This window comes from uncultured Roseobacter sp., assembly GCF_947495025.1.
Taxonomy (GTDB): Bacteria; Pseudomonadota; Alphaproteobacteria; order Rhodobacterales; family Rhodobacteraceae; genus Roseobacter.
Genome location: NZ_CANLXG010000001.1, coordinates 1,650,831 through 1,665,314, shown reverse-complemented (window position 1 = coordinate 1,665,314; position 14,484 = coordinate 1,650,831). Strand labels below are relative to the sequence as shown.

10 protein-coding genes are annotated in these 14,484 nt (G+C 55.4%); all 10 read left to right on the top strand.

The features are described from left to right. Positions 1-311: 311 nt before the first annotated feature. The 10 genes from Q0792_RS07845 (at position 312) to cysG (ending at position 14,140) form a co-directional block, all read left to right on the top strand. Positions 312-896: an ANTAR domain-containing response regulator gene (locus Q0792_RS07845; protein ID WP_298838468.1), complete on the top strand. Its 585-nt coding sequence runs from the start codon at positions 312-314 to the stop codon at positions 894-896. Beyond that, the gene (locus Q0792_RS07840; RefSeq protein WP_298838461.1) at positions 893-2,026 is read left to right on the top strand and encodes a CmpA/NrtA family ABC transporter substrate-binding protein; all 1,134 of its coding nucleotides are present in this window, start codon (positions 893-895) and stop codon (positions 2,024-2,026) included. The genes Q0792_RS07845 and Q0792_RS07840 overlap by 4 nt, the downstream gene beginning before the upstream one ends. Positions 2,027-2,278: 252 nt before the next feature. Continuing rightward, entirely contained in the window at positions 2,279-3,649 is a 1,371-nt protein-coding gene (locus tag Q0792_RS07835; protein WP_298838459.1) for a CmpA/NrtA family ABC transporter substrate-binding protein, read from the top strand. Between the two features lie 81 nt (positions 3,650-3,730). Beyond that, positions 3,731-4,804: an ABC transporter permease gene (locus Q0792_RS07830; RefSeq protein WP_298838456.1), complete on the top strand. Its 1,074-nt coding sequence runs from the start codon at positions 3,731-3,733 to the stop codon at positions 4,802-4,804. A gap of 5 nt (positions 4,805-4,809) precedes the next feature. Next, positions 4,810-6,465, top strand: coding sequence for an ABC transporter ATP-binding protein (locus Q0792_RS07825; RefSeq protein ID WP_298838453.1), 1,656 nt, complete (start codon positions 4,810-4,812; stop codon positions 6,463-6,465). Positions 6,466-6,470: 5 nt separating this feature from the next. After that, entirely contained in the window at positions 6,471-8,906 is a 2,436-nt protein-coding gene (gene nirB / locus Q0792_RS07820; RefSeq protein ID WP_298838451.1) for a nitrite reductase large subunit NirB, read from the top strand. After that, positions 8,903-9,238: a nitrite reductase small subunit NirD gene (nirD, locus tag Q0792_RS07815; protein WP_298838447.1), complete on the top strand. Its 336-nt coding sequence runs from the start codon at positions 8,903-8,905 to the stop codon at positions 9,236-9,238. The genes nirB and nirD overlap by 4 nt, the downstream gene beginning before the upstream one ends. Continuing rightward, on the top strand, positions 9,235-11,811 hold the full coding sequence (locus Q0792_RS07810) for a nitrate reductase (RefSeq protein WP_298838444.1): 2,577 nt from the start codon (positions 9,235-9,237) through the stop codon (positions 11,809-11,811). Before nirD ends, Q0792_RS07810 begins: the two co-directional genes overlap by 4 nt. Continuing rightward, positions 11,808-12,743, top strand: coding sequence for a glycosyl transferase family protein (locus Q0792_RS07805; RefSeq protein ID WP_298838441.1), 936 nt, complete (start codon positions 11,808-11,810; stop codon positions 12,741-12,743). Before Q0792_RS07810 ends, Q0792_RS07805 begins: the two co-directional genes overlap by 4 nt. Further along, entirely contained in the window at positions 12,740-14,140 is a 1,401-nt protein-coding gene (gene cysG / locus Q0792_RS07800) for a siroheme synthase CysG (RefSeq protein WP_298838438.1), read from the top strand. Before Q0792_RS07805 ends, cysG begins: the two co-directional genes overlap by 4 nt. Positions 14,141-14,484: the final 344 nt, after the last annotated feature.

Below are 14,484 nucleotides of genomic sequence, written 5' to 3'. Positions count from 1 at the left end.
ATCAAAGATCACTTCAAGGACGAACTGTCCCTGGCCGTGGTGCTGTCCACCACCAATTCCACTATGCTGTAAGCGCACTAACAGGCACTGGCAGCTAAATCGTTGTGTCTCGGTCCATATTGATGCCGACATTTCTACATGAATTGCCTGCTGTGAAGGCGCTGCACCAGAAGTTCCGCGCGCCTAAAACAGGTTCAAATATTAGCACTCAGACGTGAATTGCTACAAATATGTGCGCCGATAGTTGGGCACCCCTCAGGATAGCTTGCCACGAAGTTGACCTCTCATGGCTGATAGAGAATGACGGCAGTATGAACAAAGACCTGCGCATTCTTGTAGTCGAGCCAAATCCAGAACGTGTCCGAGAGATCGTTGACTCTTTGAACAATGCCGGCTGGTCCGACGTAAAGGCTGTTGCGCAAATTTCTGCACTCGAACGCACGGTGCGAGATTTTGCACCGGATATCGTTCTCATTGATCTGACAAATCCGGACCGCGACATGCTGGAGCATATTTCGCACGCGACCGAGACCTCAAAGAGAGCAGTGGCGCTCTTTGTTGACCAAACCGACGAAGATCTAACGCAGGCAGCGCTTTTGGCCGGAGTCAGTGCTTACGTGGTTGATGGGCTCAAAATGGACCGCATCAAACCGGTTTTGCAAACGGCTATCGCGCGCTTCAAAATGATGCGTCAGATGCAGGCAGAACTGAACGCCGCTAAACAGGCGCTCGAAGACCGAAAAACGATAGATCGCGCCAAGGGCATTCTCATGCGTCAACGCAACCTCTCAGAAGATGAGGCGTACAGTCTTTTAAGAAAGACTGCGATGGGACAAAACCGCAAAGTCATTGATGTCGCCAGTGCCCTAGTGACTGCAGCGGATCTGCTGTCATGAGCCCTTCGACTCTGAACTGTGGCTATGTTCCCTTGGTGGACTGCGCGCCTCTCGTCATAGCAAAGGAATTGGGTTTTGCATCTGAAGAAGGGCTTGCGTTAAATCTGGTGCGCCAACCTTCTTGGTCCGCACTCAGGGACATGTTGGCGCTTGGGCATTTAGATGCAGCGCAGATGCTTGCGCCATTGCCGGTCGCAATGTCGATCGGTCTTGGTGGTTTGCCCGCGAAAATCGATACGCTGATGGTGTTGTCAGTCAATGGAACCGTTTTTGGCATATCGAATGCATTGGCGGCAGAAATCAGCCCAGTGCCATTTGGTGATGCGCGTGCGTTGCTTCGGGCACTCAGCCAGCGCAGCGGGAAACCCCTGCGCATTGGCGTCCCTTTTCACTATTCTATGCATCGGCTGCTTTTGTCTTATTGGACATCTTCCGTACCTGAACTGCAGATTGAGGAAATCACTGTTCCACCACCACGGATGGCCGATGCGATCGCCGACAGCTTTGTTGATGCTTTTTGGGTAGGCGAACCTTGGGGAAGTGTCGCAGTCCAACAAAACGTCGCCCAACTGATGATGAGCGGTCGTGATGTATGGCAGTTTGCGCCCGAAAAGGTTCTTGCCGTCCGCCACGACTGGATCAAAGCTAATGCAGATATTGGTCGCAAATTGATGCGCGCTGTTTTCCAGGCCTGTGCCTGGCTCGACAAGGCCCATAACAAACCGCTTGCGGTGGAAATTCTGGGCCGCAGCGAACACCTGAGTATGACACACGATCTGATAGATCCGGCGCTGACTGGCCACATAATTCCCAAGCAGCATGCTCCCCCTGTAGCGATTGAGCGCTTCTTGCGGTTTCATAAACATGCGGCGACATTTCCGTGGCGTAGCCAGGCCGCATGGATTGCCAGTCAGCTCGGTGCGGACAAGGTGGGCATAGACAACGCAAAGAACTGCTTTCGGTCCGACCTGTACCGCCAAAATCTTTCGGGACTTGGGGCTGACATGCCGGGCGCTTCTGAAAAAGAGGAAGGCGCACTGCAATTTGAAACGGCTGTCGCTTCGAAACGCGGACACATGATTCTTGCCCCTGATGCCTTTTTTGACGGCAAAACCTTCGATTTCTCCTAGTCACTCCGCCCAAAATATACGCACTTGCTGCATTGCGGCATAAAACTTTGCTGCAACGTAGATGGGTCATTGCTTTTTTTTGGTCAGACCGGCCAAGTTAAGTCCAAAGGGCAATGTGGCCCAGATTCAGGTGCTGACAACGATGCCAGCACCCTTCCCAAGAGCAAAGCCGCTCGTATGGAACACGGTCCTCCCCGTGATCCTTACGTGCGGCTTTTTTTTGTCCCTCGGGGCCTTTGAAAGGAATTCACCATGAGAAAAACGATCGCGGTCTTGATGGCCTCTTCCAGCCTGTTTGCCTCGGCAGCTTCTGCTCAGATGTTGGATCTTGAAAAAGAAGATCTCACGCTGGGATTTATCAAGCTGACCGATATGGCGCCACTGGCCGTGGCATATGAGCTGGGGTATTTCGAAGACGAAGGGCTGTTCGTCACACTGGAAGCGCAGGCCAATTGGAAGGTTCTTCTTGATGGCGTCATCAGTGGTCAACTGGATGGCGCACATATGCTGGCGGGCCAACCGCTTGCCGCGACGATCGGCTATGGGACCGAGGCCCATATCATTACTCCGTTTTCAATGGACCTGAACGGAAATGCCATAACCGTTTCCAATGAAATCTGGGAAGAGATGAAACCGAACGTTTCACTGATGGACGACGGACGCCCGCAACACCCCATCAGCGCAAGCGCCCTCGCCCCGGTTGTCGAAGACTATAAAGACCGTGGCGAGCCGTTTAACATGGGCATGGTTTTTCCCGTCTCCACGCACAATTATGAAATCCGCTATTGGCTTGCCGCCGGAGGCCTGGAACCAGGGTATTACAGCCCGCAGGATATCTCGGGACAGATCGCAGCCGACGTGCTTTTGTCCGTGACACCGCCACCGCAGATGCCCGCTACGATGGAAGCGGGTACGATTTTCGGCTACGCCGTCGGCGAGCCCTGGAACCAACAGGCCGTGTTTAAGGGCATCGGTGTGCCGGTGATCACTGACTACGACATGTGGAAGAACAACCCCGAGAAGGTCTTTGGGATCACTGCGGAATTTGCAGAAGAAAACCCCAACACCACACTGGCGCTGACAAAGGCACTGATCAGAGCTGCCATGTGGCTGGATGCCAATGATAACGAAAACCGATCCGAAGCTGTGACGATGTTGTCGCGTCCGGAATACGTCGGCGCGGACTATGAGGTTATCGCCAATTCAATGACCGGTTTCTTTGAGTTTGAAAAAGGCGACGTCCGCCCTGCGCCCGACTTCAACGTGTTTTTCCGCTATAACGCGACCTATCCGTTCTATTCAGACGCGATCTGGTATCTGACACAGATGCGTCGCTGGGGCCAAATTCCAGAGACGATGTCGGATGAGTGGTATTTTGAAACTGCCGCCGAAGTGTACCGCCCAGATCTGTATCTCGAAGCTGCCCGCCTGCTCGTGGATGAAGATCTGGCAAAAGAAGCGGACTTCCCGTGGGACAGCGATGGCTTCAAAGCTGCAACACCAGCTGCAGATATTATTGATGCAATCCCTTACGATGGGCGCACGCCAAATGCATACATCGACAGCCTGCCGATCGGTCTGAAATCCGGTCAGACTGTCGTTGATAACGAGGTCCAGGGCTAAACATCAACGTCCCCTTTGCATGAACGCAAAGGGGACTTCGCCCGCCCCACCATTTTCTAAAGCAGCAGTTGGAAGTCCGATATGACCGCGATTGATCCAGAAGTGTTCGACAAAGAGGCCCGGCGTGCGCGTCTTTTTACCCGTATCAACAAAGCAGATGCATGGTTTAAAGTATTTGGCCTATCGTGGCTGACGCCAATTCTAAAGGCAGCTGCAGGCGACAGTCCGCGCGCACAATTTGGGGAAATCTGGCGTTTGCTGGGTGTCCCACTGCTTGCGATTGCTGTTTTCCTGATGCTTTGGGCAACTCTTGCACCACGCGTGCAAACATCTCTGGGGGCAGTCCCGGGTCCTGCGCAAGTCTGGGAACAGGTTGGCGCCCTGCAACAGGATGCCATCCGCGAAGGCGAACGGGCTGCTGCGTTCTATGAACGTCAAGAAGCACGCAACGCCGAATTGATCGCAAATGGCAATGAAGACCGCGTGCGTGACCGCATCTATGCGGGCAAGCCCACTTATTACGATCAAATCTGGACCTCGATCAAAACCGTCTTTTTCGGATTCCTGATCGCCTCTGTTGTGGCCATTCCCCTTGGCATTGCAGCGGGTCTTTCGGTGACAGCCAACGCTGCACTCAACCCGCTTATCCAGATTTTCAAACCAGTCTCACCCCTGGCGTGGTTGCCGATTGTCACCATGATTGTATCTGCCGTTTACACAACCAATGACGGCATGTTTTCCAAGTCATTTCTGATCTCATCCATCACGGTCACCCTTTGCTCGCTATGGCCGACCCTCATCAACACAGCCCTGGGTGTAAGCAGCATCGACAAAGATCTCGTCAGTGTCAGCCGCGTCCTAAAGATGAACACATATACAAAGATCACAAAGCTGGTTCTGCCGTCTGCGTTGCCGCTGATCTTTACGGGCTTGCGATTGTCACTGGGTGTGGGCTGGATGGTTCTGATCGCCGCTGAAATGCTGGCCCAGAACCCCGGTCTGGGTAAGTTCGTTTGGGATGAATTCCAAAACGGATCGTCTCAATCGCTGGCCCGTATTATGGTCGCGGTGTTCACTATCGGCATTATCGGGTTCCTGTTGGATCGGGTCATGTATGCCCTGCAATCCATGTTCACCTTCTCGAATAACAGGTGAGCAATATGAGTATCTCATTCAGGAACGTCTCGAAGAGTTATGGCGAGGCTGCCGTTCTGAAGGACATCAGCCTGGATGTCGCAGAGGGTGAGTTTGTCGTCATTCTGGGGTTCTCGGGCACCGGCAAAACGACCCTCATCAATCTGATGGCCGGGTTGGAAATGCCCACAATGGGCGAAGTGACCTACAAAGGCGTACCCATCAAGGAACCGGGACGCGAGCGGGGTGTGATCTTCCAGAGTTATTCATTGATGCCGTGGCTGACTGTGAACGGAAACGTGGCTTTGGCCGTTGATACAATGTTTCCCGAGCTGTCCAAAGCAGACCGCGCGGCAAAGGTTGATCACTACGTTGGCATGGTGGGCCTCAGCCATGCTGCTACGCGGCGGCCTGCCGAATTATCGGGCGGAATGCGCCAACGTGTGAACGTGGCCCGCGCATTGGCAATGGACCCAGAGATGTTGTTGCTGGACGAACCGTTGTCCGCACTTGATGCGTTAACCCGCGGAAATCTGGCCGATGAGATTGAAGCGATCTGGGACAACAACAAGAAGACTTGCGTGTTAATTACCAATGATGTGGACGAGGCCATAATTCTCGCCGACCGCATCATCGCATTAAATCCTGATGGCACTTTGGGCGATGAATTCAAGGTCAGCATTCCACGACCCCGTGACCGGGTCGCAATGAACAATGATCCGGTGTTCAAAGCGTTGCGTGCTCAGGTCACAAACTACCTGATGGATGTGGGCATTGCCGCAAAGGTGGGCGGCACGCGGATTTTGCCGGACGTGACACCTATTCACGGTGTGCCGGCCGCTGTCGCAAAAGCCCAGGAAAGTGGGATCGAGGAAAAATTCCTTAATTTCTCGCAGCTCGACAAGGTCTATCCGACGCCCAAAGGGCCTCTTACGGTGGTTGAGGATTTTGACCTCAAGATCAACAAGGGCGAGTTTATTTCGCTGATCGGACATTCGGGATGCGGTAAATCGACTGTCCTGACCATGGCCGCAGGGCTTAACCCGATCTCAAAAGGCGCGATCAAACTGGATGGTTGGAACGTAGAAGGTGCCGACCCGGAACGGGCCGTCGTCTTTCAATCGCCCAATCTGTTTCCCTGGCTGACAGCCAAAGAAAACGTCGCAATTGGCGTGGACAAGGTCTACCCGAGGGCGTCCCAGGCTGAACGGCAGGATGTCGTGGAATACTATCTTGAACGGGTCGGGCTGGCCGACAGCATGGACAAAGGTGCGGCAAGCCTGTCCAACGGGATGAAGCAACGCGTTGGTATCGCGCGCGCTTTTGCGCTCTCACCCAAACTGCTCTTGCTGGATGAGCCATTTGGCATGCTTGACAGTCTGACACGCTGGGAACTGCAAGAGGTCCTGATGGAGGTTTGGTCGCGCACCAAAGTCACCGCTATCTGCGTCACACATGATGTGGATGAGGCGATTTTGCTGGCGGACCGCGTTGTGATGATGACCAACGGTCCACAGGCGACAATTGGCAAGATCACCGATGTAAAGCTGCCACGTCCGCGCACCCGAAAGGCGCTTTTGGGGCATCCCGACTACTACGCCTATCGCCAGGAGGTCCTCGATTTTCTTGAGGAATATGAGCACGGCGCGAAACCCAAACCAAAAGCCATCGCAGCGGAATGAATGATATGACACAAAAACTGATTGTTGTCGGAGCGGGCATGGCAACAGGGCGGATGTTGGAGGCCCTGTTCGACGCCAGAGCCTGTTATAATGTGACCCTGTTCAACGCAGAGCCACGTGGAAACTATAACCGCATCATGTTGTCGCCGGTTCTGTCAGGCGAAAAGACCTATGATGAGATCGTCACGCATGACGCCGATTGGTATGACGCCAACGGGGTAACATGCCGCTTTGGCGAAAGCATTATATCGATTGACCGGGACGCCAAGACAGTGACAGCCGAAAACGGTGATGTCATCGCTTATGACAAACTGGTTTTCGGAACAGGCTCAAATCCGTTTATGATCCCCTTGCCCGGGCATGAGCTGGAAGGTGTCATTGCCTATCGGGATCTGGAAGACACCCAAAGGATGATGGATCTTGGGCCAGACAACAAATGCGTTGTGATTGGTGGCGGTCTTTTAGGTCTGGAGGCTGCCGCCGGTATGGCTGCGCGCGGCGTGGATGTCACGGTTGTACATATCATGGGCCATCTGATGGAACGGCAGTTGGATGAGGCTGCAGGTTACCTGTTGCGCAAAGCGCTGGTGGAAAAAGGGATCACTGTGAAGTGTTCCGCGAATTCAAAAGAAATACTGGGTGAAAACGGTCGTGTCAGGGCGCTGCTGCTGGTTGATGGCACCGAATTGGCCTGTGATCTGCTTGTCATGGCGGTGGGCATTCGGCCAAACGTGAAACTGGCGCAGGAGTGTGGTTTGGCCGTTGGCAAGGGTATTCATGTGGACGATCATATGCTCACGTCTGATGCCAGCGTGCTGGCCGTCGGTGAATGTGTTGAACATGACGGGGCGATTTTTGGCCTTGTCGCTCCGCTTTACGAGCAAGCGAAGGTGGCCGCGCAGACGCTTTTGGGCGCAGATGCCAGATTTGTGCAGAAAGAACTGTCCACGAAGCTGAAGGTAACCGGGTGTGATCTCTTCAGCGCCGGTGATTTTGCCGATGCGGAAGGTCGCGAGGATATCGTCTTCCGTGACCCGGCGCGCGGCGTCTACCGGCGGTTGGTGATCGAAGGCAATGTGATTAAAGGCGCAGTAATGTATGGCGATACTGCCGACAGCAACTGGTTCTTTGGTCTGATCCGCGACAAGACCGACATCAGCGACATGCGCGACACGCTGATCTTTGGACCCGCCTATCAAGGGGGGACCCCCCTGGACCCTTTAGCAGCTGTTGCAGCCTTACCGCGTGACGCGGAGATCTGCGGCTGCAACGGAATCTGCAAAGGGCAAATCGAAGACGCTATCGCAGCGGGTGCTACTGATCTGGGCGCCGTGCGGGCAACCACCAAAGCCTCTGGGTCCTGCGGCACGTGTACAGGATTGGTCGAACAGGTGCTGGCAATATCACTTGGCGATAAATTCGTCATGCCTGCCGCGCAATCGGTTTGCGGCTGTACCGATATGACGCATGAAGACGTCCGGCGCATTATCAAAGGTCAAAAACTGACGTCGATGCCTGCGGTCTGGCAGGAATGCGGTTGGAAAACGTCCTGCGGTTGCCATATCTGCCGTCCGGCGCTCAACTTCTATCTGCTTGCCGATTGGCCGATGGAATATCAGGACGACCCACAAAGCCGCTTCATCAACGAACGCAAGCATGCCAACATCCAGAAAGACGGTACATTTAGTGTCGTGCCGCGGATGTGGGGCGGCATCACCACACCGGATGAATTGCGCGCCATCGCGGATGCGGCTGACAGATACATGGTGCCCACTGTCAAGGTCACCGGCGGGCAACGGATCGACCTTCTCGGCGTTAAGAGTGAGGATCTGCCTGGCATCTGGGCCGATCTGAATGCCGCCGGTATGGTATCCGGTCACGCATATTCCAAAGGTTTGCGCACCGTTAAGACCTGCGTTGGTACAGATCATTGCCGCTTTGGCACGCAAGACAGTACCGGACTTGGTATCAAACTGGAAAAAGAGCTTTGGGGCTCATGGACGCCGCATAAACTAAAGCTCGCGGTCTCTGGTTGCCCGCGCAACTGTGCTGAGGCCACTTGCAAGGATATCGGTGTTGTCTGTGTCGACAGTGGCTATCAGGTCAGCATCGGTGGCGCGGCAGGCATGGACGTGAAAGAGACAGAATTACTCGTCCAGGTGCCTACCGAGGAAGATGCGATCGATGTCATCAAAGCAGTGACGCAATTGTACCGTGAAAACGCGAGGTATCTCGACCGCATCTATAAATGGATGGGTAAGGTCGGGCTTGATTGGATCAGGGAACGGATCGTTGACGATCTGCAATCGCGCACTGAACTCGTGGCACGTTTCGAGCTGAGCCAGACAATCTATCGCAAAGACCCATGGGCAGAACATGCCCGGACCAAAGCTGATCGTTACCAACCTTTGGCAAGTCTTTCATTGGAGGCGGCAGAATGACCGATTGGATTGATATCGCCCCGCTCGACGATGTGCCCAGACGCGGGGCACGGATGGTCAGAACCGCGCTGGGATGCGTGGCAGTCTTTCGCACGGCTGAGGATGAAGTCTTCGCGTTGGATAACGCATGCCCGCACAAAGCGGGGCCTCTGGCCGAAGGGATCGTCCACGGAAAATCTGTGACCTGCCCACTGCACAACTGGGTGATTTCGCTCGAAACCGGAAGGGCGCAAGGCGTTGATGAAGGCCAGGTGAACACCTATCCGGCGCGCATTGAAGGCGGGCGCATCCTACTGGACCGGACATTTCTGTATGCCCGAGCGGTCGCATGACCTTGACCCGCACCACTTGCCCCTACTGCGGGGTTGGCTGCGGTGTATTGGCCGGGGCGGACAAGACCATTAAGGGCGACCCTGAACATCCGGCGAACTTTGGGCGACTTTGCTCAAAAGGGGCAGCGCTCGGCGAAACTATCGATCTTGAGGGGCGTCTGTTGCGACCCAGGGTCATGGGCCAGAACGTGGATTGGGAAACCGCGCTTGATCTGGTTGCATCAGAGTTCAGCAAAGCAATTGCAAAACATGGCCCGGACAGCGTTGCCTTTTATGCATCCGGTCAGTTGCTCACCGAGGACTATTACGTCGCCAACAAGCTGATGAAAGGCTTCATCGGCGCAGCAAATATTGATACCAATTCACGGCTTTGCATGGCTTCGTCTGTTGCTGGCCACAAGCGCGCATTTGGCACAGACACAGTGCCCGGCACCTACGAAGACCTGGAAGAGGCGGATCTGATTGTCCTTGTCGGATCCAATCTTGCGTGGTGTCATCCGGTGCTTTTCCAAAGGATTGCTGCGGCGAAAGAGGCGCGGCCACACATGCGCATCGTCAATATCGACCCACGCCGCACAGCCACGACAGATCTGGCGGATACACATCTGCAAATTTCACCCGATGGTGATGTTGCACTTTTCAACGGATTGCTGGCGCATCTGGCAGATGCGCGTAAGCTGAATGCGTCGTATCTGGCAGACTATGTGAACGGCATGGATGCGGCGCTTGAGGTCGCGCGACAAACGAACAGCGCACTATGCGGTCTGTCACTAAAGGAACGCGCCGCATTCTTCGATCTCTGGGCCAACACCCAAAAAGTGGTGACCATTTATTCGCAGGGTGTAAACCAGTCGGCAGGCGGCACTGATAAGGTCAACGCAATTCTAAACTGCCATTTGGCGACAGGTCGGATCGGCAAGCCCGGAATGGGCCCATTTTCCGTGACGGGTCAACCAAATGCGATGGGCGGACGCGAGGTGGGCGGACTTGCCAATATGCTTGCCAACCATCTCGAACTTGAGAACGCCGATCACCGTCAAGCGGTACAAGATTTCTGGCGCAGCCCCACGATTTGTACTGCTGCAGGTCTTAAGGCAGTCGATCTGTTTGAGGCCTGCGCCGATGGCAAGATAAAGGCACTTTGGGTCATGTCGACCAACCCTGCTGTATCGCTGCCCGATGCAGATGGGGTTGCCGCTGCAATCGCCAACGTCCCTTTCGTCGTGACCTCGGACATAATGGAAAAGACAGACACAAATGATCTGGCGCATGTGCTTTTGCCCGCAACGGGTTGGGGCGAAAAGGATGGTACGGTGACCAATTCTGAACGCCGCATCTCGCGACAGAGGGCATTCTTGCCTGCCCCAGCGCAGGCGCGTCCTGACTGGCAGATCATCAGCGATGTGGCTGGGCGCATGGGCTTTGCAAATGCGTTCTCTTATCAAGCTCCAGCGGATATTTTCGCCGAATATATCGCGCTTGATGCTGCAATCTCGCATTTCCCACGCGATCTGGATCTGAGCATCTTTGCCGATGCCGACTACGCGGCACTCATCCCGACACAGTGGCCCCACAACGGACAGCGTTTCTTTGCAAACGGGCAATTCTATCATCCCGACGGGAAGGCCCGGATGATCCCGGTAGAAGCGCTGGCACCCGCAAAATCTCGCTTTGCTCTAAATACTGGCCGGAACCGTGACCAATGGCACACGATGACACGCACCGGTAAATCTCCACGCCTTGGGCCGCATCTTGCCGAGCCTTACGTCGAGGTAAATCCGGCCGATGCCGCAGCGATAGATGTATCTCAGGGTGCTTTGGTAAAGGTTGAAAGCATATATGGTCAAACGATCTTACGCGCTTTGATCACGCCGCGCATCGCCGAAGGACAGCTGTTCGCGCCAATGCATTGGACCCGGCAGCGCACCAGTCAAGGAACCATCAACAGCGTTGTCGCTCCCGCGACCGATCCTTTTTCCGGTCAACCCGCGCTTAAGTCGGGCAACGTCAGTGCTGCAGTCTACAGGCCTAAATGGTACGGATTTCTTGCAAGTCTTTCGCAGCCCACCCCGCAAACCCCCTATGCTGCAATCGCAAAGACGCAAAGCGGCTGGCAGGCAGAACTGGCAAGCCAAAAAATTCCAAACGACTGGGAAACGGAATTGCGCGCGCTGTCCGGCCTGGTAGATGGGGATGTCGCAATACAAGCCGACCCATCTGCCGGTACAGTCCGTATGGCCGTGTCACGTGCCGGGCTGATCATGGGGCTTTTCTTTGTCGCACCGACCCCTGTCATTCTGTCGCGCACAACCGTTGTCGGTCTGATCGGTACAAGCACACCGCCGCTGGTGGCCCTTGCCGGCCAGGGCGGTTCTGATCAACCGGATGCGGGTGCCACTGTCTGTGCGTGTTTCAACGTCGGGCGCAATACCTTACTGTCAGCAGCTGCGAACGGCGCACGGAGTGTGGTTGCATTAGGTGACGCAACATGCGCTGGCACGAATTGCGGGTCTTGCAAGCCCGAATTGAAGGCAATCTTAGCGGAAGCACTGCTTCCAATGGCCGCTGAATGAGCCTCGCGCCTTTTGTCCAAACTGTAGCCCGCGGCAAAGGGCGCGCACGGTCCATGACTATGGCAGAAGCGCATGATGCGATGGCGTTGATCCTCACTGGCGACGCTGCCCCAGAGGCTGTCGGCGCATTGCTGATGGTCATGCGTCTGCGCGGTGAAACGCCAGAGGAAATCGCGGGATTTACATCGGCTTTGCGCCACCATGTGCGCGGCCACCTTCCCAAAGCTGACCTTGACTGGCCGTCTTATGCAGCAGGGCGCACAAGGGGCGCGCCGCTGTTTTTACTTGCCGCAAGGTTGGTCGGGTTGGCGGGTTATCATGTGTCGATGCACGGATGGAACTCCCATCAAACGGCATCAGCATCCGTCCGCGAAGCGATTGATCTTGCGGGTCCGAAAGTCACTTATTCCGCCCTTGAAACACTCTGCCCTGCCGCATTCAGGCTGCTGGGTCTCAGGGATACCTTTGGTTTACGATCCTGTTTCAACACCGTGCTGCGCATGTGGAACCCGGCAAATGCCGCGGTGACTGTTCAAGGTGTATTTCATCCATCTTATCGCAGTTTGCAAGCGGAGGCCGCGGTGCTGCTCGGGCAACAAACCCTGAGCATCATCAAGGGCGGTGGCGGCGAATTTGAACGTCATCCGTCAAAGGAAACCATCGTGTTTGGCCTTCGTGGCGGTGCACATATTCAAAAATCGATCCCGCCTGTTTTTCAAGGTACCCGCCGTCTGCATAAGCCTGACACACAGGTTAACCTGCGCGGTCTTTGGCAAGGGCATGTGCAGGACGCATTCGCCACAGCGACTGTCACCGGAACGGCCGCGCTAGCGCTTTGGACGCTCAAAGCAGCGCCTACCCCTGAGGCCGCAGAAAACATGGCCCGCGTTTTGTGGGCCTCCCGTCACCAAACAGAAAGCCTTTCGGCATGAAAACTTTTCCAATGTTTCTTCAAATGGCGGGCCGCCGCGTGGTGATTGTTGGCGGCGGAGAGCAAGCCGCCCAAAAGGCACGGCTGATACTGAAGACCGAGGCAGAGGTTGACGTTTGGGCGCCAACACTTGACCCTGAGTTATCTGATCTGGTGAAAGCGGGCCGCATCACTCACCAAATCGCGCGCATTTCACCGGACAGTTTTTCAGATACAGCGCTGGTTTTTATTGCAACGGGATGCCCCGGCACTGACATGGCGCTGCACACGCTGGCCAAGGACGCTGCCGCGACGGTGAACGTGGTAGACCAGCCGGATCTATGCGACGCAATCACCCCATCTATCGTGGATCGCGACCCTGTCATTGTGGCGATCGGTACAGAAGGGACAGCGCCGGTTCTTGCGCGTCAGATCAAGACCAAACTGGAAGAAATTCTTGAACCGCGTTTGGGCGATCTTGCGGCCCTTGCCGGGCGGCTGCGCCAGGCAGCATCGGCGCGTTTGGCACCGCGTGCACGGCGTGATCTGTGGCGCTGGGTATTCAACGACAGCCCGCGCCAGTTATTCACCAGCGGCGCAGAGCGCGACGCTGCCAAAATGATCAAGACTGCAATTGAAACGGGTGATTTTGGCGCGACAAGGGGCGGCAGCGTGAGCCTTGTTGGCGCAGGGCCAGGGTCAAAGGACTTGATTACACTGCGCGGCGTTCAACGTCTGCAAGAGGCAGATGCAATCTATTATGATCGGCTGCTCGATCCTGAAATCCTTGAACTTGCACGCCGCGATGCAGAGCGCATTTATGTCGGTAAGGCACCAGGTTGTCATACCTGGCCACAAGAGAAGATTACGCAAACTCTGGTATCTGCGGCCAGGCGTGGGCAACGCGTGGTGCGCCTCAAATGCGGTGATCCCGGCGTATTTGGACGCAGTACCGAGGAAACGAGCGCGCTAAAGGCTGCCGGCATACCGTTTGAAATCGTGCCGGGTGTCACTGCGGCCTGCGCCGCAGCCGCCAGCCTCGGGGAAAGTCTGACCGATCGCGGCACCATTGACACCCTGGTCCTGACCACGGGCCACCGCGAGAACGGCTACCGCGTTCCCGATGCGATTACCGACCTGCGGCCGGGGACGTGCGTTGCGCTTTACATGGCCGTTGGCGCCGCGCCACAGATTAAGCGCCAGCTTACGAGGGATCACCCTGATACTGCCCTTGAAGTCCAGGTCGTGGCTAAGGCACAGCGCCAGGGGCAAATCACATTGACCTGCCCGATTTCAGAACTTGATGTGGCCTTGAAGGCAAATGGTATTACCGGGGAGGCAATGCTGATGGTGCGTCGGTCAAATGCCCACCGGCATGTAACTGCCGCTCCGGTGCCCCTGACAGCGATAGGGACCTAAATCAATCTGATGCTCATTCGCGAACTACAGGTCAGAATTCTCAGGCGATCCTGCATAAGAGGTTGTAAATTCTGCTTGCGACGCATGAACGATTTTTGAGAAGGCCGGGCAACCAATCGTTTGGGTGCCTCGACAGATCTCCAGGCGCCAAGATGCGAAAGATCAATTCGAAATCAGTTTTCAGAATTGACACCCTCGCAGGGCCGGCCCGGTGAATACGCCGCCCCTACACAAATGCGTTTTTTCCCGCGATTGGTATGTTCAACAGAGCCCGCGTGGCGCGCTTGCAGCGAATGACCGCACAGCGGGTTGCGACGACAGCATCTTGAAAATAAGGCTAAGGT